Below are 20,611 nucleotides of genomic sequence, written 5' to 3'. Positions count from 1 at the left end.
GAATTTGAGTGGAGATGAGCATGAGTGCAGTTGAAAGCGTCGGCCCACAGGCATTGCCGGCACTGCAGGAACAGGTCGAGCAGATCATCGCCGAAGCCAGGCGTCAGGGAGCCAGTGCCTGCGAAGTAGCGGTGTCGCTGGAGCAGGGCCTGTCGACGTCGGTGCGTCAGCGTGAAGTCGAAACGGTCGAATTCAACCGCGATCAGGGCTTCGGCATCACATTGTATGTCGGTCAGCGCAAAGGCTCGGCCAGCACCTCCGCCACCGGGCCGGATGCGATTCGCGAGACCGTTGCTGCGGCGCTGGCGATTGCCAAGCACACCTCCGAAGACGAAGCCTCGGGGCTGGCTGATGCTGCGCTGATGGCCCGGGATATCCAGGATTTCGATCTGTTCCACCAATGGGACATCACCCCGGAGCAGGCCATTGAAAAGGCATTGCTCTGCGAAGCCGCCGCGTTCGACGCCGATGCGCGCATCAAGAATGCTGATGGCACCACGTTGAGCACTCATCAGGGCTGTCGCGTTTACGGCAACAGCCACGGTTTCATCGGCGGTTACGCCTCGACCCGGCACAGCCTGAGCTGCGTGATGATCGCCGAGGCCGATGGCCAGATGCAGCGCGACTACTGGTATGACGTGAACCGCCAGGGCAGCTTGCTGGCGGATCCGGTGAGTATCGGCCAGCGTGCTGCGCAGCGGGCGGCGAGTCGCCTGGGAGCGCGTCCGGTGCCGACCTGCGAAGTGCCGGTTTTGTTTTCGGCAGAACTGGCGGGTGGGTTGTTCGGCAGCTTTCTGTCGGCGATTTCCGGCGGCAGTCTGTACCGCAAATCGTCATTCCTTGAAGGCACCTTGGGGCAGAAGCTGTTCCCGGAATGGCTGACGATCGACGAACGCCCGCACCTGATGCGTGCCATGGGCAGTGCTTCCTACGATGGTGACGGCCTGGCGACCTATGCCAAACCGTTCGTCGAGAAGGGCGAGTTGGTGTCGTACATTCTTGGCACTTATTCCGGTCGCAAACTCGGCATGCCGAGTACCGCCAACGCGGGCGGCGTGCACAACCTGTTCGTCACTCATGGCGATGAAGATCAGGCCGCCTTGCTGCGACGCATGGGGCGTGGGTTGTTGGTCACCGAGTTGATGGGCCACGGTCTGAACATGGTGACCGGTGATTACTCGCGCGGTGCGGCGGGTTTCTGGGTCGAGAACGGTGAAATCCAGTTCGCGGTGCAGGAAGTGACCATCGCCGGCAACATGCGTGACATGTTCAAACAAATTGTCGCAGTCGGTAACGATCTGGAACTGCGCAGCAACATTCGCACCGGTTCGGTGTTGATCGAGAAGATGACTGTCGCGGGCAGCTAAGCCCCAGACAGGACAAAAAAGGCGCGCCACCCGATTGGGAGGCGCGCCTTTTTTTGTGTCTGCAAATTTTTCGATCTGATGAGGGCAGCAAAAAAGCTGCTCTTGTTTTGGTTCTCATTATCATCTAATAATAAATCTCATTATCGGATGAGACCAGGATCATGAGTTCTGCCTTGCACGAGCAGCCGTATCTCGAAAGCTGGTGCTGGATGAGTCGCCAGATCCGTTGCGCGATGGATCCCGATGAACCTCGCCTGATTGAACATTACCTGGCCGAAGGCCGGTATCTGGCCTGCTGCACGGCGACCTCGCCCTGGATGGTTGCTGAAACCTCTTTCCGCCTGCTGCTCGATACGGCCACCGACGTCGCGCTGCCGTGGCATTGGCGCAGCCTGTGTCTCGATCAAGCCTGGCGGCCCTTGCGTGAAATGGAGCGCCTCTCGCTTTGCAAGTGCCGGCTCAAACGCTGGCAAAGCTACACCTGGCAATTGGCGATCTGCGAGCTGCTTCCCTCGATTCCCCTCATAGAACTGGTGCAAGGATTTTCAGATGACCAAGACACGTATTGAGCGCGACAGCATGGGCGAACTGCAGGTGCCGGTGGACGCTCTCTACGGCGCGCAGACCCAGCGCGCCGTGGATAACTTCCCGATCAGCGGCAAGCCGATGCCGACCCAGTTCATTCGCGCTTTGATTCTGGCGAAAGCCGCTGCCGCCCGGGCCAACGTTGAACTCAACCAGATCAGTGCCGCGCAAGGCAAAGCCATCAGCGATGCCGCCCAAGGGTTGCTGGAGGGCGACTTCATGCGGCATTTCCCGGTGGACATTTTCCAGACCGGTTCCGGCACCAGCTCCAACATGAACGCCAACGAGGTGATCGCCACGCTGGCCAGTCGTCTGCTCGAGGAGCCAGTAAACGCCAATGATCATGTGAACTGCGGGCAAAGCAGCAACGACATTATTCCAACCACTATCCACGTCAGCGCCGCGCTGGCCCTGCACGAACAACTGCTGCCGGCGCTGCTGCACCTGGTGCAAGTGATCGAACGCAAGGCCGAGCAAGTCCATCACCACGTCAAGACTGGCCGCACCCACTTGATGGATGCCATGCCGGTGCGCATGAGCCAGGCGTTGAACGGTTGGGCGCAGCAGCTCAAGGCTAATATCGGTCACCTGCAGGACTTGTTGCCAAGCCTGCAATCCCTGGCACAGGGTGGCACAGCGGTCGGTACCGGGATCAATGCGCATCCGGAATTTGCTGCGCGGTTCAGCCGCCAGCTCAGCCAGTTGACCAATGTCCAGTTCACCCCTGGCAAGAATCTGTTCGCCCTGATCGGCTCGCAGGACACTGCCGTGGCCGTGTCGGGCCAGCTCAAGGCCACCGCCGTATCGCTGATGAAAATCGCCAACGACCTGCGCTGGATGAACTCCGGCCCGCTCGCCGGCCTCGGTGAAATCGAATTGGAAGGCCTGCAACCGGGATCGTCGATCATGCCGGGCAAGGTCAATCCGGTGATCCCGGAAGCCACTGCCATGGTGGCCGCGCAAGTGATAGGCAACGACACTGTAATCACCATCGCCGGGCAGTCGGGCAATTTCGAACTGAACGTGATGCTGCCGATCATCGCCCAGAACCTGTTGAGCAGCATCGAGTTGCTGGCCAACTCCAGCCGTCTGCTGGCTGACAAGGCCATCGCCAGCTTCAGGGTCAACGAGTCGCGCCTCAAGGAAGCGCTGTCGCGCAACCCGATTCTGGTGACTGCGCTTAACCCGATCATCGGTTACCAGAAAGCTGCCGAAATCGCCAAGCAGGCCTACAAACAGGGCCGTCCGGTGATCGACGTCGCGCTGGAGCACACCGACCTGTCGCGCAGCCAGCTGGAAGCGTTGCTCAATCCCGAGAAACTTACCGCTGGCGGCGTGTAAGCACCGCAACCGCTTTGGAGGTTCACCATGGAGCACTGGAAACGCACGATCGAACGGGCCAATCGCTGCTTCATGCTGGGCGAGCTGATCGACGCCTGCGAGGCCTACCTGCAAGCCTTGGCGTTGGCCCAGGTGTTGTTCGAGCGCTGGGCCGATGCCGACGAAGCGGTGGCGGCCTGCGTCATCTCCCACCACAACCTGGCGGATTTGCACCTGCGGCTGAATCAGCCGGAGGAGAGCGCCGAATACCTGTGCGCGATCCATCAACGGCTGTTGCAGACCATGCAGGACGAGCGCCTGCGCCCGGCGCTGCGTGAAGCGGCGCTGCGCCAGAGCAGCAAGACCTACGTCGAGCTGCTCAATTTCATCAGCGAACACGGCGAATACCCGCGCACCCAGCGTTTGCTGCATCCGGATACCGGCAATGCGCGGCGCGCGCCTGCCCCACATCACCATGGAGTCCACTGAAATGGCTTTTACCCTGCCAGCTTTGCCTTACGCCTACGACGCACTGGAACCGCACATCGATGCGCAAACCATGGAGATTCACTACACCAAGCATCATCAGACTTACATCAACAATCTGAACGCCGCGGTCGAGGGCACCGAGTTTGCGGAGTGGCCGGTGGAAAAACTGGTCGCCAGTGTCCAGCAACTGCCGGAAAAACTTCGTGCGGCGGTGATCAATCAGGGCGGCGGTCACGCCAACCATTCGCTGTTCTGGGAAGTGATGGTGCCCAACGGCGGTGGCAAACCGGACGGTGCGCTGGCCAAGGCGATCGATGAGCAACTGGGCGGGCTCGACAGCTTCAAGGAAGCCTTCACCAAGGCCGCGCTGACCCGCTTCGGCAGTGGTTGGGCGTGGCTCAGCGTCACCCCGGACAAGCAACTGGTGGTGGAAAGCAGCGGAAACCAGGACAGTCCGCTGATGAACGGCAACACGCCGATTCTCGGCCTCGACGTGTGGGAGCACGCTTACTACCTGCGATATCAGAACCGTCGGCCGGAATACATCAGCGCGTTCTACAACGTGATCAACTGGCCGCAAGTCGCTGCGCGCTATCAGGCCGCGCTGGTTTAAGTCTTCTATAAAAACAATTCAAGGCTGACTATGGGCACTGAGACACTGGCGATCGGAAGTGGGCGTATGTTTCGTTACGCAATCGGTTCGCTGTTGCTGTTGGCGGGCATGACCCTGCTGGTCGCTCACGGACTGGAATGGCTGAATCTGGAACCTAGGCTGTCGCGGGCATTGCAGGGCGGCGCGATTTGCGCCCTCGGCACCGCACTTGGAGCGGTTCCGGTGCTGGTGATCCGCAACATGCCCCAGGCGCTGGGCGATACGCTGCTGGGTTTTGGCGCCGGTGTGATGCTGGCCGCGACCGCGTTTTCGCTGATCGTGCCGGGAATCGCCGCCGCCGAAGGTCTGGGGTTGAGCCCTTGGGGCGCCAGCGGCCTGATCTGTTTCGGCATCATGCTCGGGGCGTTTGGCCTTTATCTGGTTGATCGCCGGGTGTCGGGCGCATCGCCGGAAATGCTCATCGGCACTGTCGAGCATCCGGTGATTCCGCCGCGGATCTGGTTGTTCGTGTTCGCCATCATTGCCCATAACATCCCGGAAGGCATGGCGGTCGGTGTCTCGGCGGGTGGTGGAGTGCCGGACGCAGACAGTCTGGCCATGGGCATTGCCTTGCAGGATGTGCCGGAAGGGCTGGTGATTGCACTGGTACTGGCCGGTGCCGGGATGTCGCGGGTCAAGGCATTCTTGATTGGCGCAGCGTCAGGTCTGGTCGAGCCGGTGTTCGCGCTGCTCTGTGCCTGGCTGGTCAGTCTTGCCGAGTTATTGCTGCCCTTGGGCTTGGCGTTGGCGGCGGGTGCCATGCTGCTGGTGGTGACTCACGAGGTCATTCCGGAGTCGCGACGCAATGGTCATGAGAAGCTGGCAAGCCTGGGCTTGTTGACCGGATTCTGTCTGATGATGGTGATGGACACGGCATTGGGCTGAAACGCAGGAGGGAGCTGGCTCCCTCGCTTCAAGCTTTTTCAGCCACCTTCATCGAAGTAGTTGTTGATCAACGCAACCAGCGCATCCATGGCTTCCTGTTCCTGGTGGCCTTCGGTACTCAAGTGGATTTTGGTGCCCTTGCCCGCAGCGAGCATCATCATCGCCATGATGCTTTTACCGTCAACCGTGGTTTCCGGGGTACGGCCGACTCTGATCGTGCAATCGGGAAACTGGCCCGCCACGCCGACGAATTTTGCCGATGCGCGGGCGTGCAGGCCCAGTTTATTGATGATTTCTATTTCCCGAGCAGGCATCGCGGTGTGAATCCTTTAGCTGAGGTCGCGGTGGCGGACCTGGACGTTCTTCAGGGTCTTCTGCAGCGCCTGGCCCAGACGTTCGGTCAGGTAAACGGAACGGTGATGCCCGCCGGTGCAGCCGATGGCAATGGTGACGTAAGCGCGGTTGCTCGCGGCGAAGCGCGGCAGCCATTTGTGCAGGTACGTGTAAATATCCTGGTACATCTCCTCGACCTCGGGCTGCGCGGCCAGATACTCGGCGACCGGCTGATCGAGACCGGATTGCGCACGCAGTTCCGGCTTCCAGTACGGGTTCGGCAGGCAGCGTACATCGAACACCAGATCCGCATCCACCGGCATGCCGCGTTTGAAACCGAACGACTCCACCAGAAACGCCGTGCCCGGCTCCGGCTGGTTCAACAGGCGCAATTTGATGGTGTCGCGTAGCTGGTACAGGTTGAGATGGGTGGTGTTGATCTTCAGATCGGCGAGATCGGCAATCGGGCCGAGCAGGGCGCTTTCATCCTGAATGGCTTCTGCCAGCGAACGATTGGCGTTGCTCAGCGGGTGGCGGCGGCGAGTTTCGGAGAAACGCTTGAGCAGGGTTTCTTCGTCGGCATCCAGATACAGGACATCGCATTGAATATGCTTGGCGCGTACGTCCTCGAGCAATTCCGGAAATCGGCTCAGATGGCTCGGCAGATTGCGTGCGTCGATCGATACCGCCACCAGTGGCTGCGCCAGTTCGGTGTGAATCAGGGCACGTTCGGCCAGCTCCGGCAGCAGGCCGGCCGGCAGGTTATCAATGCAGTAGTAACCGTTGTCCTCAAGGACATCCAGGGCAGTACTTTTACCCGAGCCGGAACGGCCGCTGACAATGATCAAGCGCATGATTACGGCCTGTTCTGCTCTTCCAGTACAACCTGGTACAGGGCTTCGTTGCTTGGCGCGCTGCGCAGTCTGTCGCGCACGTCCTTGCGGTCGAGCATGCTGGCGATCTGGCGTAAAAGCTCCAGGTGCGCATCGGTGGCAGCTTGCGGCACCAGAAGGACGAACAGCAGATCCACAGGCGCGCCGTCGATTGCGTCGAAATCGATAGGGGCATCAAGGTGCATCAGCGCACTGATCGGCGCTTCGCAGCCCTTGAGGCGGCAGTGAGGAATGGCGATGCCGTTGCCAAAACCAGTTGAACCCAGTTTTTCACGGGCAATCAATGCCTCGAAGACATCTTGCATCTCCAGATCCGGGACTTCCCGGGCGATCAGGTTGGCAATTTGTTCGAGGGCTTTCTTTTTACTGCCGCCCGGCACGTTCACCAGGGAACGGCCGGGGGTCAGGATACTTTCAAGTCGGATCATGGGGGTGGGGGTTATCGACCGGTAGCGCCCTGGAGCAGGCTCTGGGTCTTTTCCTTATGCTTTTTGAGTTGTTTATCAAGCTTGTCGGTCAACGCGTCGATCGCAGCGTACATATCGGTATGTTCCGCGTTTGCGACGACCTCATTGCCGGGAATATGCAGCGTGGCTTCGATTTTCTGCTTCAGCTTTTCGACGCACATCGTGACCTGTACGTTGGTGATCTTGTCGAAATGCCCTTCGAGCTTCTTGAGCTTGAGCTCGATGTACTCGCGCAGAGGCTGGGTAACTTCCAGTTGGTGTCCACTGATGTTGACTTGCATACAGCTTCTCCTTCGTTGCCAGTGCATAAAGCGGCAGGCCGAAAAGCCTGCCACTGGAACGCTGTAACGTGGCTTACATCAACCGCTTGCGTTCGCTCGAAGGCGCGATCCCGAGGGATTCGCGGTACTTGGCGACGGTGCGGCGAGCCACCTGAATGCCTTGTGCCTCCAGTAAACCAGCGATCTTGCTGTCACTCAACGGCTTTTTCTGATTTTCCGCGGCAACCAGTTTCTTGATGATCGCGCGGATCGCCGTGGACGAGCATTCACCGCCTTCTGAGGTGCTCACATGGCTGGAGAAAAAGTATTTCAGTTCATATATGCCTCGCGGGGTATGCATGAACTTTTGCGTGGTCACGCGGGAAATCGTCGACTCGTGCATGCCCACCGCTTCAGCGATGTCATGCAGGACCAGCGGCTTCATCGCTTCGTCGCCGTACTCCAGAAAGCCGCGCTGATGTTCGACGATCTGGGTGGCCACTTTCATCAGGGTTTCGTTGCGGCTCTGCAGGCTCTTGATGAACCAGCGGGCTTCCTGCAACTGATTGCGCATGAAGGTGTTGTCGGCACTGGTATCGGCGCGCCGCACGAAACCGGCGTACTGGGCATTGACCCGCAGGCGCGGCACCGACTCCTGGTTCAGTTCGACCAGCCAGCGCTCGTTGTCCTTGCGCACGATGACGTCAGGTACCACGTATTCGGCTTCGGTGGACTCGATCTGCGAACCGGGGCGCGGGTTGAGGCTCTGCACCAGTTCGATGACCTGGCGCAGTTCGTCTTCCTTGAGTTTCATGCGGCGCATCAGCTGGCTGTAGTCGCGGCTGCCGAGCAGGTCGATGTAATCGGTGACCAGACGCTTGGCCTCTGCCAGCCAGGGGGTCTTGGCCGACAGCTGGCGCAATTGCAGCAGCAGGCATTCGCCCAGGTTGCGTGCACCGATGCCGGCCGGTTCGAATTGCTGGATGCGGTGCAGGACGGCTTCGATCTCGTCCAGCTCGATGTCGAGCTCAGGATCAAAGGCGTCGAGGATTTCTTCGAGGGTTTCGTCCAGGTAGCCCTGATTGTTGATGCAATCGATCAGGGTCACAGCGATCAGGCGATCGGTGTCGGACATCGGTGCCAGGTTCAGCTGCCACAGCAGATGGCTTTGCAGGCTCTCGCCGGCGGAGGTGCGGGTGGTGAAGTCCCACTCGTCATCGTCGCTGCTCGGCAGGCTGCTGGCGCTGGTCTGGTAGACGTCTTCCCAGGCGGTGTCTACCGGCAGTTCGTTGGGGATTCGCTCGTTCCATTCGCCGTCTTCGAGGTTGTCGACTGTCGGCGCGGCCTCCTGATAGGAAGGTTCCTGGATCTCGGTGTTGGGCTTCTGTTCGGCGTTGTCGGCCATGGGATCGGAGTTGTCGAAGTCGTCGCCGTCTTCCTGGCGTTCGAGCATCGGATTGGATTCCAGCGCCTCCTGGATTTCCTGTTGCAGATCCAGGGTCGACAATTGGAGCAGGCGGATGGCCTGTTGCAGCTGCGGTGTCATCGTCAGCTGCTGGCCCATTCTCAAGACTAGCGATGGTTTCATGGCAGGGGCTTAACACCTTATTCGCCGGCGCTATGCGCCATCCACTACAGGGCGCCGAAGCGCCAAACTTAAGCAAATTATATGCCTGAAACTGTCGTGTTTGCCTAGAGCGCTGTAACAATAAAAGCGTAGAAAAAATGCGCTTCAACGTTACAGCATCCGGACGGCAGGTCGAATGCTGTCACGCTTACAGGCGGAACTCGTGACCCAGATACACTTCCTTGACCAGATCATTGGCGAGGATGGTCGCGGAGTCGCCTTCGGCGATCAACTGGCCGTCATTGACGATGTAGGCGGTTTCGCAGATATCCAGCGTCTCACGGACGTTGTGGTCGGTGATCAATACACCGATACCCTTGGCCTTGAGGTGGTGGATGATCTGCTTGATGTCGCCCACCGAGATCGGGTCGACACCGGCGAACGGTTCGTCGAGCAGGATGAACTTCGGTGCCGTAGCCAGTGCGCGGGCGATCTCCACGCGGCGGCGTTCGCCACCGGACAGGCTCATGCCGAGGTTGTCGCGAATGTGGCTGATGTGGAATTCCTGCAGCAGGCTTTCCAGCTCCTTGCGACGACCGGCCTTGTCGAGTTCCTGACGGGTCTCGAGGATGGCCATGATGTTGTCGGCTACCGACAGTTTGCGGAAGATCGACGCTTCTTGCGGCAGATAGCCGATACCGGCCTTGGCGCGACCGTGCATCGGCTGGTGGCTGACGTCGAGGTCGTCGATCAGTACGCGACCCTGATCGGCCTGAACCAGGCCGACGATCATGTAGAAGCACGTGGTCTTGCCGGCGCCGTTCGGGCCGAGCAGGCCGACGATCTGACCGCTGTCGATCGAAAGGCTGACGTCGCGCACGACCTGGCGGCTTTTATAGGCCTTGGCCAGGTGCTGAGCTTTCAGAGTTGCCATTACTGGGTTTTCTCGTCGGTTTTCTTCTTCGGCTGGATCACCATGTCGATGCGCGGACGCGCTTCGGTGACCTTGCTGCCAGTGGCTCGACCGGCGCTGGCCAGTTTTTTCACCGTGTCATAGACGATTTTCTCGCCCTGAGTGGTGTTGTTGTCCTTGTCGACGACTTTTGCCTTGTCGATCAGTACGACGCGGTTTTGCTGTGCGTGGTACTGAATGGTCACGCCCCAGCCCTGGACGGGCTTGGTGTCACCGGCAGTCTGCAACTGTTCGAAGTAGGCGAGGTTGCCCACCGAAGTCACGACATCGATGTCACCGTTAGGCGCACGGGTCATGGTCACGGTGTTGCCTTTGACGATCATCGAACCCTGGGTGATGATCACGTCGCCTTTATAAGTGGCAACGCCGTTCTTGTCGTCCAGCTGGGCATCGTCGGCCTGAATGCGGATTGGCTGCTCTTGATCGTTCGGCAGAGCCCAGGCGCTCACGCTTCCCAGTGCTGCGCCCAGACCGAGCAAAATAGGGAGGGTTTTAACGAGCCTCATACTGTCCTCTTACGTTCGATAGCAGGTGTATCCTGCTTTCCTTCAAATACGCTTTCATTCCTACGCCAGTCGATACACCGCCAGCGCCGTCGATTCTAACGGGTTGCTGGGTCTGCGCATATTGCTGCTGAGGGAACACCGTCATGCGTGTGCTGGTAATCAGTGTGTCGCGGTTCTTTTCGTCGGTGCGCTTGACCCGAACGGAGTCGATCAGCTCGACCTCGGTGCCACCGGAGTTCACTTCGCCGCGTTCACTGGTCACGTGCCATGGAAAATCGGTGCCACGGAACATGTTCAGATCGGGTTTGGTGACCAGTGTAATGTCGGTCGCCTTGACGTGCTCGGCCTTGTCGGACGTCATTTCGTACTGCACTTTGCCGTCTTCGAGGTACTGGATCGTGTGCGTATTGGTTGCATACCAGTCGATCGGGCTTTCCTCTGCCGAAACCGGCGGTTTGTCGAGGAAACGTTCCGGGCTGATGTTCCAGTAGCCGACAGCGCCGAATATCGCTGCGATACAACCGAACAACAAGATGTTGCGAAACTTTTTGCTAAACATGGTTGGACTCACAGGTACGCATTGTTGGCGGCGTCGAGGCTGCCTTGGGCGCGCAGGATCAGTTCGCAGAATTCGCGGGCGGCACCTTCGCCGCCACGGGCCTGGGTGACGCCATGTGCGTGTTCGCGAACAAAAGGGGCGGCGTTGGCCACGGCCATGCCCAGCCCTACGCGGCGGATCACGGGCAGGTCGGGCAAATCGTCGCCGAGGTAAGCCACTTGTTCATAGCTTAGGCCCAGTTGCTCCAGAAGACCGTCGAGAACCACCAGTTTGTCTTCGCGACCCTGAAACAGGTGCGGGATGCCCAGGTTCCTTGCCCGACGCTCGACCACCGAAGTCTTGCGACCGCTGATGATGGCGGTCTGTACGCCAGCGTTCATCAGCATCTTGATGCCCTGACCATCGAGCGTGTTGAAAGTCTTGAACTCGCTGCCATCTTCAAGGAAGTACAGTCGCCCGTCGGTGAGAACACCGTCGACGTCGAAAACCGCCAGTTTGATGGCTTTGCCGCGTTGCAGCAGATCGGTGCTCATTTACATCACTCCTGCGCGCAGCAGATCGGAGAGGTTGAAGGCGCCGATCGGGCGATCCTCTTCATCCACGACAACCAGCGCGTTGATTCGGTGGTCTTCCATGATTTTCAGGGCTTCGGCGGCGAGCATCTCGGCGCGGGCGGTCTTGCCGTGAACGGTCATCACCTGGTCGATGGTGGCGCTGTGGATATCAATGCTGCGATCCAGAGTGCGGCGCAGGTCGCCGTCCGTGAAGATCCCGGCCAATTTGCCGTCAGCTTCAAGAATCACAGTCATGCCCAGACCCTTGCGGGTCATTTCCATCAGCGCGTCCTTGAGCAGCGTGCCTCGTTGAACCTGAGGCAGTTCCTGCCCGGCGTGCATGACATTTTCCACTTTCAGCAGCAGGCGTCGGCCCAGTGCGCCGCCGGGGTGGGAAAAGGCAAAGTCTTCAGCGGTGAAGCCGCGCGCTTCCAGCAGTGCCACGGCCAGGGCGTCGCCCATGACCAGTGCCGCGGTGGTCGAAGAGGTTGGCGCGAGGTTGAGCGGACAAGCTTCATGTTCTACGTGAACGTTGAGATTGACCTGGGCGGCCTTGGCCAGTGGCGATTGCGGGTTGCCGGTGACGCTGATCAACTGGATGCCCAGGCGCTTGATCAGTGGCAGCAGGGTGACGATTTCGTTGGTGGAACCGGAGTTCGACAGGGCCAGAATCACATCGTCACGAGTGATCATGCCCATGTCGCCATGGCTGGCTTCGGCCGGGTGCACGAAAAACGCCGGGGTGCCGGTGCTGGCCAGGGTGGCGGCAATCTTGTTGCCGATGTGCCCGGACTTGCCCATGCCGACCACGACAACACGGCCCTTGCTGGCCAGAATCATCTCGCAAGCGCGTACGAAATCGGCGTCGATATGGGGCAGCAAGCCTTGTATGGCTTCCACTTCGAGGCGGATGGTGCGTTGTGCCGATTGAATCAGGTCGCTGGTTTGGCTCATGTCAGAAATCGTATAGCCCGATGAAAAGGCGGCGATTATAGCGGTTATGTTGAAAAGCCTCACGCAAGTTCGTCGCGCTTTGTCATTCCTCGTTACCAAAACTCTGCAAATAAGGCTTTGAGCCCTTCAACTCGCAGAATGCGGACCGGTGCAGGCCTTGGGCGCTTGCCCTTTGCAGTGATATAGTTCGCCGCCAGTTCGGCCTGCCCGGGATGTAGGGGCTTTCTCAAGAAAGCCAGGCGTCCGAGTGAGAGGCTGCATCGCAAGGAGTTTAGATGAGTGCCGATAACGCCTACGCGGTCGAGCTGAAGGGAGTCTCCTTCAAGCGCGGTGCGCGGAGCATTTTCAATAACGTCGATATCCGCATCCCGCGCGGCAAGGTCACCGGCATCATGGGGCCTTCCGGGTGTGGCAAGACCACGCTGTTGCGCCTGATGGGCGCCCAGTTGCGGCCATCCAAAGGCGAGGTCTGGGTCAACGGCCAGAACCTGCCGAAGCTGTCGCGCAGCGATCTGTTCGATGCGCGCAAGCACATGGGCGTGCTGTTTCAGAGCGGTGCGCTGTTCACCGATCTCGATGTATTCGAGAACGTCGCCTTTCCGCTGCGCGTTCATACCGAACTGCCGGACGAGATGATCCGCGACATCGTGCTGCTCAAGTTGCAGGCGGTAGGACTGCGCGGTGCGATCGAGCTGATGCCTGACGAGCTGTCCGGCGGGATGAAGCGTCGTGTTGCCCTGGCCCGGGCGATTGCCCTGGATCCGCAGATCCTCATGTACGACGAACCGTTCGTCGGCCAGGATCCGATCGCCATGGGCGTGCTGGTTCGCCTGATCCGTCTGCTCAACGATGCCCTGGGAATCACCAGCATCGTGGTGTCCCACGACCTCGCCGAAACCGCGAGCATCGCCGACTACATCTATGTGGTCGGCGATGGCCAGGTATTGGGGCAGGGCACGCCGGACGAACTGATGAGCTCGGACGATCCGCGTATCCGTCAGTTCATGACCGGTGAACCCGACGGCCCGGTGCCGTATCACTTTCCAGCGCCGGATTACCGCGCAGATCTTCTGGGGAAGCGCCGCTGATGCGCAGAATTACATTAATGGAGCGTGTGCGTCGTTTCGGCCTCGCCGGAATCGACAGCGTTGCAGTGTTCGGGCGTTCGACCCTGTTCCTGTTTCATGCCTTGCTCGGGCGTGGCGGCATCGGCGGCGGTTTCGGCCTGCTGGTCAAGCAGTTGCATTCGGTCGGCGTGATGTCGCTGGTGATCATTGTGGTGTCCGGGATCTTCATCGGCATGGTGCTGGCGCTGCAGGGCTTCAACATCCTGTCGAGTTACGGCTCGGAGCAGGCCGTCGGCCAGATGGTCGCGCTGACCCTGTTGCGCGAGCTGGGGCCGGTGGTGACCGCGCTGTTGTTCGCCGGTCGCGCCGGTTCGGCGCTGACGGCGGAAATCGGCAACATGAAATCCACCGAGCAGCTGTCCAGCCTGGAAATGATCGGGGTCGACCCGCTGAAATACATCATCGCTCCGCGTCTGTGGGCCGGCTTCATTTCCCTGCCGGTGCTGGCGATGATCTTCAGCGTGGTCGGCATCTGGGGCGGTTCATGGGTCGCTGTCGACTGGTTGGGCGTCTACGAAGGTTCCTACTGGTCAAACATGCAGAACAGCGTGAGCTTCGGTGACGATGTGCTCAACGGCATCATCAAAAGTGCAGTATTCGCTTTTGTCGTCACCTGGATCGCCGTATTTCAAGGCTATGACTGCGAACCCACTTCCGAGGGGATCAGCCGTGCCACTACCAAGACCGTGGTTTACGCCTCGCTGGCAGTCCTCGGCCTGGACTTTATTCTGACCGCTTTGATGTTTGGAGATTTCTGATGCAAAACCGCACCCTGGAAATCGGTGTCGGCCTGTTCCTGCTGGCAGGGATCCTGGCCTTGTTGCTGCTGGCCCTGCGGGTCAGTGGCCTGTCTCCGACTTCGACCACCGATACCTACAAGCTTTACGCCTATTTCGACAATATCGCCGGCCTGACGGTCAGAGCCAAAGTGACCATGGCGGGTGTGACCATCGGCAAGGTCACCGCGATCGATCTGGATCGCGACAGCTTTACCGGTCGGGTGACCCTGCAAGTGGATAAAAGTGTCGACAATCTGCCGACCGACTCCACAGCATCTATCCTGACAGCGGGTCTGCTGGGCGAGAAATACATCGGTATCAGCGTGGGCGGCGAAGACACCCGCCTGAAGGATGGTGGAACCATCCACGACACGCAGTCGTCTCTGGTACTGGAAGACCTGATCGGTAAATTCCTGCTCAATACCGTTAGCAAAGACGCCAAATGAGGAGCTTTTGAATGATCTCTACCTTGCGACGTGGCCTGTTGGTGTTGCTTGCGACGCTGCCGCTGGTGGCTAACGCCGTGGCGGCACAGTCGGCGCACGATCTGGTTCAGGACACTACAAACCGGATGCTCGCCGATCTGTCGGCCAATAAAGAGAAGTACAAGCAGGATCCGCAGGATTTCTACACGGCGCTGAACACCATCGTCGGTCCTGTGGTAGATGCCGAAGGCATTTCCAAGAGCATCATGACGGTCAAGTATTCGCGCAAGGCAACTCCGGCGCAGATGAAGACCTTCGAGGAAAACTTCAAGCGCGGCCTGTTCCAGTTCTACGGCAACGCCTTGCTCGAGTACAACAACCAGGGCATCACCGTCGATGCGCCCAAGGATGAATCGGGCGACCGCACCAGCGTCGGCATGACCGTCAAAGGCAACAACGGCGCGATCTATCCTGTGCAGTACACCCTGGAAAAGATCAACGGCGAGTGGAAACTGCGCAACGTGATCATCAACGGCATCAACATCGGCAAGCTGTTCCGTGACCAGTTCGCCGACGCGATGCAGCGCAATGGCAACGACCTGGACAAGACCATCAACGGCTGGGCCGGGGAGGTCGCCAAGGCCAAGCAGTCGGCCGAGCAGAACGAGAAACCTGCCCAATGACCGAGTCGGCCATTCGTCTGGACGAAGCCAGTCAGCTGCAGCTCAGCGGTGTACTGGATTACCGCACCGGCCCTGACCTGCGGGAGCAGGGCCGGGCGCTGATCAAATCGTGCAATGCCCCGGCATTGGTGATTGATTGCTCGGCGGTGGAGAAGTCCAGCAGTGTCGGTCTGTCGCTGCTGCTGTGCTTCATTCGCGACGCAAAGGCCGCCGGCAAGGCGGTCAGCATTCGCGGGATGCCCGAAGACATGCGCGAAATTGCTCAGGTCAGCGAACTGACCGAGCTGTTGGCGCAACCCTGAACCCGCATCAATAGAGAAGCCCCCCGTCAGAGTCCTGCGCAGCGGGGTTCGCAGGCGCGGGGCTTTTTTGTATGATGTCCGACCCGTGCGCACAGGGCGCCGATTGAGGTTGAGCATGCAGGCCGTAGAAGTGAAGAGCTTCCTTGAAGGAAAGCTGCCAGGAACGCAGGTGGAAGTTGAAGGCGAAGGCTGCAACTTCCAGCTGAACGTGATTAGTGATGAACTGGCGGCGTTGAGCCCGGTCAAGCGTCAGCAAAGCATCTATGCCCATTTGAACCCTTGGATTGCCGATGGCAGCATCCACGCGGTCACTATGAAATTTTTCAGCAGCGCGGCCTGGGCCGAGCGCACCTGAGCCCTAGGGCGTCGAGATTCTTATGGATAAATTGATTATTACCGGTGGCGCTCGTCTTGATGGCGAGATCCGCATCTCCGGGGCGAAGAACTCCGCCCTGCCGATCCTGGCCGCCACCCTGCTGTGCGATGGCCCGGTGACTGTTGGCAACCTGCCGCACCTGCATGACATCACCACCATGATCGAGCTGTTCGGTCGCATGGGCATCGAGCCTGTGATCGACGAGAAGCTCAGCGTCGAAATCGACCCGCGCACCATCAAGACCTTGATCGCCCCGTACGAACTGGTGAAAACCATGCGTGCCTCGATCCTGGTGCTGGGCCCGATGGTTGCGCGTTTCGGTGAAGCCGAAGTCGCTCTGCCTGGTGGTTGCGCCATCGGTTCGCGTCCGGTCGACCTGCACATCCGTGGCCTGGAAGCCATGGGCGCGGTCATCGACGTCGAAGGTGGCTACATCAAGGCCAAGGCCCCTGAAGGTGGTCTGCGCGGTGCGCACTTCTTCTTCGATACCGTCAGCGTGACCGGTACCGAGAACATCATGATGGCTGCCGCTCTGGCCAAGGGCCGCAGCGTGTTGCAGAACGCCGCCCGCGAGCCTGAAGTGGTCGACCTGGCGAACTTCCTCAACGCCATGGGCGCCAAGGTCTCCGGTGCTGGCACCGACACCATCACCATCGACGGCGTCGAGCGTCTGGGTTCGACTTTCTACAAAGTCATGCCTGACCGTATCGAGACCGGCACCTATCTGGTAGCCGCTGCGGTCACCGGTGGCCGTGTGAAGGTCAAGGACACCGATCCGACCATTCTCGAAGCGGTTCTGGAAAAACTGCGTGAAGCCGGCGCCGAAATCACCAGCGGCGAAGACTGGATCGAGCTGAACATGCACGGCAAGCGCCCGAAAGCAGTCAACGTACGCACCGCGCCGTACCCGGCATTCCCGACCGACATGCAGGCGCAATTCATCTCGCTCAACGCCATTGCCGAAGGCACCGGTGCCGTGATCGAGACGATCTTCGAAAACCGTTTCATGCACGTGTACGAACTGCACCGCATGGGCGCCAAGATCCAGGTCGAAGGCAACACTGCCATCGTGACCGGTACTGAAATCCTCAAGGGCGCGCCAGTGATGGCAACCGACCTGCGGGCCTCGGCCAGTCTGGTGATCTCGGCCCTGATGGCCGAAGGCGATACCCTGATCGACCGCATCTACCACATCGACCGTGGTTACGAGTGCATCGAGGAAAAACTGCAGATGCTGGGCGCCAGGATCCGTCGCGTTCCGGGCTAGTCGCTGCATCTGGACACAGGGAAGTGTCCGTTGAATTCGTTTTGATCGGGGGGGGGGACTCCCTCGATGTATGTCCGGCGCCAATTGCGACCGGACATGAGTACCTTGATAAGGACTGACGTTTCCCATGTTGACCATCGCACTGTCCAAGGGCCGCATCCTTGACGACACCCTGCCGCTTCTCGCCGAAGCGGGCATCGTGCCGACCGAGAATCCGGACAAGAGCCGCAAGCTGATCATCCCCACGACCCAGGAAGACGTTCGCCTGTTGATCGTGCGGGCCACCGACGTGCCGACCTATGTCGAGCATGGCGCGGCCGACCTCGGCGTTGCCGGTAAAGACGTGCTGATGGAATATACCGGCCAGGGCCTGTACGAACCGCTGGATCTGCAGATTGCCCAGTGCAAGCTGATGACCGCCGGCAAGGTCGGCGCGGTCGAGCCCAAGGGCCGCCTGCGCGTCGCCACCAAATTCGTCAATGTCGCCAAGCGTTACTACGCCGAGCAGGGCCGTCAGGTCGACATCATCAAGCTGTATGGCTCGATGGAGCTGGCACCGCTGATCGGCCTGGCCGACAAGATCATCGACGTGGTCGACACCGGCAACACCCTGCGCGCCAACGGCCTGGAACCCCAGGAACTGATCGCCACGATCAGCTCGCGTCTGGTGGTCAATAAAGCTTCGATGAAAATGCAACACGCCCGAATCCAGGCGTTGATCGACACCCTGCGCAAGGCAGTGGAGTCTCGACACCGCGGCTGATGTACCTGCGCGACGTTAAGTCGCGCCCGTCTATCCGCCTCATAGCCAGAATCTCAGGTGCCCAAGCGGAAACGACTGCTAAGTTAGGGCGCCTGAGTTTTTGCCATTCCTATGAGGCTCTCGCTATGACCGCACCGACTGCAATTCGCCGACTCAACGCTGCTGACCCGGATTTCGCGCATCATCTGGATCATCTGCTGAGCTGGGAAAGTGTGTCTGACGACTCGGTCAATCAGCGGGTGCTGGACATCATCAAGGCTGTGCGCGAGCGCGGTGACGCGGCGCTGGTCGAGTTCACCCAGAAATTTGACGGCCTCGAAGTCGCTTCGATGGCGGACCTGATCCTGCCGCGCGAGCGTCTGGAGCTGGCCCTGACCCGCATCACTGTCCCACAACGCGAAGCGCTGGAAAAAGCCGCCGCCCGCGTGCGCAGCTATCACGAAAAACAGAAGCAGGACTCCTGGAGCTACACCGAAGCCGACGGCACCGTGCTGGGTCAGAAGGTCACGCCACTGGATCGCGCCGGTCTGTATGTTCCGGGCGGCAAGGCGTCTTACCCGTCTTCTGTATTGATGAACGCGATTCCGGCCAAGGTCGCCGGCGTGACCGAAGTGGTCATGGTAGTGCCGACTCCACGCGGTGAAGTCAACGAACTGGTGCTGGCAGCGGCGTGCATCGCCGGCGTCGACCGCGTGTTCACCATCGGTGGTGCGCAAGCCGTTGCCGCGTTGGCCTATGGCACCGAAAGCGTGCCGCAGGTAGACAAGGTCGTCGGCCCGGGCAACATCTATGTCGCCACTGCCAAGCGTCACGTGTTCGGTCAGGTCGGCATCGACATGATTGCCGGCCCGTCTGAAATCCTTGTGGTGTGCGATGGCCAGACCGATCCGGACTGGATCGCCATGGACCTGTTCTCCCAGGCCGAGCACGACGAAGATGCCCAGGCGATTCTGGTCAGCCCGGACGCCGAGTTTCTCGACAAGGTCGCCGCCAGCATCGACAAACTGCTGCCGACCATGGATCGCGCGACCATCATCGAAACCTCGATCAACGGCCGTGGTGCCCTGATTCACGTGCGCGACATGGCCCAGGCCATCGAAGTCGCCAACCGCATCGCCCCGGAACACCTTGAACTATCGGTCGCCGACCCGCAGGCCTGGCTGCCGCAGATCCGCCACGCCGGTGCGATCTTCATGGGTCGCCACACCTCCGAGGCGCTGGGCGACTACTGCGCAGGCCCGAACCACGTACTGCCGACCTCCGGCACCGCGCGTTTCTCCTCGCCGCTGGGCGTGTATGACTTCCAGAAACGTTCGTCGATCATCTTCTGCTCCGAGGCCGGTGCTTCGGAGCTTGGCAAGACTGCATCGATCCTGGCCCGTGGCGAATCGCTGAGCGCCCACGCGCGCAGCGCCGAATACCGCATCAAAGACGAAGTGAAGGGGAACTGAACATGAGTAAATTCTGGAGCCCGTTCGTCAAGGATCTGGTGCCTTACGTGCCGGGCGAGCAGCCGAAGCTGACCCGTCTGGTCAAACTCAACACCAACGAAAACCCCTACGGTCCGTCGCCAAAAGCCCTGGCGGCGATGCAGACCGAACTCAACGACAGCCTGCGTCTGTACCCGGATCCGAACAGCGACCTGCTGAAAAACGCCGTCGCCAAGTACTACGGCGTACAGAGCAATCAGGTGTTCCTCGGCAACGGCTCGGATGAAGTGCTGGCGCACATCTTCCACGGTCTGCTGCAACACGATCAGCCGATCCTGTTCCCGGACATCAGCTACAGCTTCTATCCGGTCTACTGCGGCCTTTATGGCATCACGTTCGATGCAGTGCCGCTGGATGCCCAGTTCCGGATCAACCCGGCTGACTACGCCAAGCCGAACGGCGGGATCATTTTCCCCAACCCGAACGCACCGACCGGTTGCCTGCTGGCGCTGGAAGCGGTCGAGCAGATTCTCAAGGCCAGCCCGGATTCGGTGGTGGTGGTCGACGAGGCCTATATCGACTTCGGCGGAGAAACTGCGATCAGCCTGGTGGACCGTTATCCGAACCTGCTGGTGACCCAGACCCTGTCCAAGTCCCGTTCGCTGGCGGGCCTGCGGGTCGGTCTGGCGGTCGGCCATCCGGACCTGATCGAGGCGCTGGAGCGGATCAAGAACAGCTTCAATTCCTACCCGATCGATCGCATGGCGAATGTCGGTGCGGCGGCGGCGTTCGAGGATCGCGAATACTTCGACAAGACCTGCGCACTGGTCATCGAGAGTCGCGAATGGGTGGTTGCGCAGTTGCAGGCCAAGGGCTTTGAAGTGCTGCCGTCAGCGGCGAACTTCATCTTCGCCCGGCATCCGCAACACGATGCGGCGGGGCTGGCAGCCAAACTGCGTGAACAGGGCGTGATCGTGCGCCACTTCAAGCAGGAGCGGATTGCCCAGTTCCTGCGGATCTCGATCGGCACGCCGGAACAGAATCAGGCGTTGATCGACGGTCTGGGCGAACTCTGAAACGACGCTGATCCCTGTG

At 60.0% G+C, this 20,611-nt stretch carries 26 protein-coding genes; 16 read left to right on the top strand and 10 right to left on the bottom strand.

What is annotated here, in order from left to right:
* The first annotated feature begins 20 nt into the window (after window positions 1-20).
* From pmbA to AWU82_RS18910, 6 genes are all read left to right on the top strand, one after another.
* Window positions 21-1,367 (top strand): metalloprotease PmbA, encoded by a 1,347-nt coding sequence (gene pmbA / locus AWU82_RS18935; protein WP_064382538.1) that lies wholly within the window; start codon window positions 21-23, stop codon window positions 1,365-1,367.
* Window positions 1,368-1,528: 161 nt separating this feature from the next.
* Window positions 1,529-1,936 carry a hypothetical protein gene (locus tag AWU82_RS18930; RefSeq protein ID WP_064382537.1) on the top strand — a complete coding sequence of 136 codons (408 nt, stop codon included), beginning with the start codon at window positions 1,529-1,531 and terminating at the stop codon, window positions 1,934-1,936.
* Window positions 1,917-3,293, top strand: a complete 1,377-nt coding sequence (locus AWU82_RS18925; protein ID WP_064382536.1) for a class II fumarate hydratase — start codon at window positions 1,917-1,919, stop codon at window positions 3,291-3,293. The genes AWU82_RS18930 and AWU82_RS18925 overlap by 20 nt, the downstream gene beginning before the upstream one ends.
* A 27-nt stretch (window positions 3,294-3,320) precedes the next feature.
* A complete protein-coding gene (locus tag AWU82_RS18920; protein ID WP_064382535.1) occupies window positions 3,321-3,761 on the top strand; it encodes a DUF2753 family protein in 441 nt (146 codons plus the stop codon).
* 1 nt (window position 3,762) lies between these two features.
* Window positions 3,763-4,374, top strand: a complete 612-nt coding sequence (locus AWU82_RS18915) for a superoxide dismutase (protein ID WP_064382534.1) — start codon at window positions 3,763-3,765, stop codon at window positions 4,372-4,374.
* Window positions 4,375-4,404: 30 nt separating this feature from the next.
* A complete protein-coding gene (locus tag AWU82_RS18910) occupies window positions 4,405-5,298 on the top strand; it encodes a ZIP family metal transporter (protein WP_064382533.1) in 894 nt (297 codons plus the stop codon).
* 38 nt (window positions 5,299-5,336) lie between these two features.
* Here AWU82_RS18910 and AWU82_RS18905 read toward each other — a convergent pair whose 3' ends face one another.
* The 10 genes from AWU82_RS18905 to AWU82_RS18860 form a co-directional block, all read right to left on the bottom strand.
* Window positions 5,337-5,612 carry an HPr family phosphocarrier protein gene (locus tag AWU82_RS18905; RefSeq protein WP_064382532.1) on the bottom strand — a complete coding sequence of 92 codons (276 nt, stop codon included), beginning with the start codon at window positions 5,610-5,612 and terminating at the stop codon, window positions 5,337-5,339.
* A gap of 15 nt (window positions 5,613-5,627) precedes the next feature.
* Window positions 5,628-6,485, bottom strand: coding sequence for an RNase adapter RapZ (gene rapZ / locus AWU82_RS18900; RefSeq protein WP_064382531.1), 858 nt, complete (start codon window positions 6,483-6,485; stop codon window positions 5,628-5,630).
* A 2-nt stretch (window positions 6,486-6,487) separates the two neighbouring features.
* Window positions 6,488-6,952 (bottom strand): PTS IIA-like nitrogen regulatory protein PtsN, encoded by a 465-nt coding sequence (ptsN, locus tag AWU82_RS18895; RefSeq protein ID WP_064382530.1) that lies wholly within the window; start codon window positions 6,950-6,952, stop codon window positions 6,488-6,490.
* 11 nt (window positions 6,953-6,963) lie between these two features.
* Complete coding sequence (gene hpf / locus AWU82_RS18890; RefSeq protein ID WP_011332471.1) at window positions 6,964-7,272, bottom strand: ribosome hibernation-promoting factor, HPF/YfiA family; 309 nt, start codon at window positions 7,270-7,272, stop codon at window positions 6,964-6,966.
* Window positions 7,273-7,345: 73 nt separating this feature from the next.
* Window positions 7,346-8,839, bottom strand: a complete 1,494-nt coding sequence (locus AWU82_RS18885) for an RNA polymerase factor sigma-54 (protein ID WP_064382529.1) — start codon at window positions 8,837-8,839, stop codon at window positions 7,346-7,348.
* A 187-nt stretch (window positions 8,840-9,026) separates the two neighbouring features.
* On the bottom strand, window positions 9,027-9,752 hold the full coding sequence (lptB, locus tag AWU82_RS18880; RefSeq protein WP_007953572.1) for an LPS export ABC transporter ATP-binding protein: 726 nt from the start codon (window positions 9,750-9,752) through the stop codon (window positions 9,027-9,029).
* Window positions 9,752-10,297, bottom strand: a complete 546-nt coding sequence (gene lptA, locus AWU82_RS18875; RefSeq protein WP_064382528.1) for a lipopolysaccharide transport periplasmic protein LptA — start codon at window positions 10,295-10,297, stop codon at window positions 9,752-9,754. Before lptA ends, lptB begins: the two co-directional genes overlap by 1 nt.
* Complete coding sequence (gene lptC / locus AWU82_RS18870) at window positions 10,284-10,856, bottom strand: LPS export ABC transporter periplasmic protein LptC (RefSeq protein ID WP_007953568.1); 573 nt, start codon at window positions 10,854-10,856, stop codon at window positions 10,284-10,286. The genes lptA and lptC overlap by 14 nt, the downstream gene beginning before the upstream one ends.
* An 8-nt stretch (window positions 10,857-10,864) precedes the next feature.
* The gene (locus tag AWU82_RS18865; protein ID WP_064382527.1) at window positions 10,865-11,389 is read right to left on the bottom strand and encodes a KdsC family phosphatase; all 525 of its coding nucleotides are present in this window, start codon (window positions 11,387-11,389) and stop codon (window positions 10,865-10,867) included.
* On the bottom strand, window positions 11,390-12,364 hold the full coding sequence (locus AWU82_RS18860) for a KpsF/GutQ family sugar-phosphate isomerase (protein ID WP_064382526.1): 975 nt from the start codon (window positions 12,362-12,364) through the stop codon (window positions 11,390-11,392).
* 275 nt (window positions 12,365-12,639) lie between these two features.
* Between AWU82_RS18860 and AWU82_RS18855 the strand changes: the two genes are divergently transcribed.
* The 10 genes from AWU82_RS18855 to hisC all read left to right on the top strand — a co-directional run bounded on the left by AWU82_RS18855 (window position 12,640) and on the right by hisC (window position 20,592).
* The gene (locus AWU82_RS18855) at window positions 12,640-13,452 is read left to right on the top strand and encodes an ATP-binding cassette domain-containing protein (RefSeq protein ID WP_011332478.1); all 813 of its coding nucleotides are present in this window, start codon (window positions 12,640-12,642) and stop codon (window positions 13,450-13,452) included.
* Window positions 13,452-14,249 (top strand): lipid asymmetry maintenance ABC transporter permease subunit MlaE, encoded by a 798-nt coding sequence (gene mlaE / locus AWU82_RS18850; RefSeq protein ID WP_007953561.1) that lies wholly within the window; start codon window positions 13,452-13,454, stop codon window positions 14,247-14,249. The genes AWU82_RS18855 and mlaE overlap by 1 nt, the downstream gene beginning before the upstream one ends.
* A complete protein-coding gene (gene mlaD / locus AWU82_RS18845) occupies window positions 14,249-14,716 on the top strand; it encodes an outer membrane lipid asymmetry maintenance protein MlaD (protein ID WP_007953559.1) in 468 nt (155 codons plus the stop codon). Before mlaE ends, mlaD begins: the two co-directional genes overlap by 1 nt.
* Window positions 14,717-14,727: 11 nt before the next feature.
* Window positions 14,728-15,378, top strand: a complete 651-nt coding sequence (locus AWU82_RS18840) for an MlaC/ttg2D family ABC transporter substrate-binding protein (protein WP_064382525.1) — start codon at window positions 14,728-14,730, stop codon at window positions 15,376-15,378.
* Window positions 15,375-15,680 (top strand): STAS domain-containing protein, encoded by a 306-nt coding sequence (locus tag AWU82_RS18835; protein ID WP_064382524.1) that lies wholly within the window; start codon window positions 15,375-15,377, stop codon window positions 15,678-15,680. The genes AWU82_RS18840 and AWU82_RS18835 overlap by 4 nt, the downstream gene beginning before the upstream one ends.
* 115 nt (window positions 15,681-15,795) lie before the next feature.
* Window positions 15,796-16,035 carry a BolA family protein gene (locus AWU82_RS18830; RefSeq protein WP_007953556.1) on the top strand — a complete coding sequence of 80 codons (240 nt, stop codon included), beginning with the start codon at window positions 15,796-15,798 and terminating at the stop codon, window positions 16,033-16,035.
* A gap of 22 nt (window positions 16,036-16,057) precedes the next feature.
* A complete protein-coding gene (gene murA, locus AWU82_RS18825; RefSeq protein ID WP_064382523.1) occupies window positions 16,058-17,323 on the top strand; it encodes a UDP-N-acetylglucosamine 1-carboxyvinyltransferase in 1,266 nt (421 codons plus the stop codon).
* Between the two features lie 127 nt (window positions 17,324-17,450).
* On the top strand, window positions 17,451-18,086 hold the full coding sequence (hisG, locus tag AWU82_RS18820) for an ATP phosphoribosyltransferase (protein ID WP_007953554.1): 636 nt from the start codon (window positions 17,451-17,453) through the stop codon (window positions 18,084-18,086).
* A gap of 125 nt (window positions 18,087-18,211) precedes the next feature.
* Window positions 18,212-19,537: a histidinol dehydrogenase gene (gene hisD, locus AWU82_RS18815; RefSeq protein WP_007953552.1), complete on the top strand. Its 1,326-nt coding sequence runs from the start codon at window positions 18,212-18,214 to the stop codon at window positions 19,535-19,537.
* A 2-nt stretch (window positions 19,538-19,539) separates the two neighbouring features.
* Complete coding sequence (gene hisC / locus AWU82_RS18810; protein WP_064382522.1) at window positions 19,540-20,592, top strand: histidinol-phosphate transaminase; 1,053 nt, start codon at window positions 19,540-19,542, stop codon at window positions 20,590-20,592.
* Window positions 20,593-20,611: the final 19 nt, after the last annotated feature.

The sequence above is a fragment of the Pseudomonas glycinae genome (assembly GCF_001594225.2).
Lineage (GTDB): Bacteria > Pseudomonadota > Gammaproteobacteria > Pseudomonadales > Pseudomonadaceae > Aquipseudomonas > Aquipseudomonas glycinae.
The sequence above is the reverse complement of the archived record's forward strand: the minus strand, read 5'-3'. Positions and strand labels throughout refer to the sequence as shown.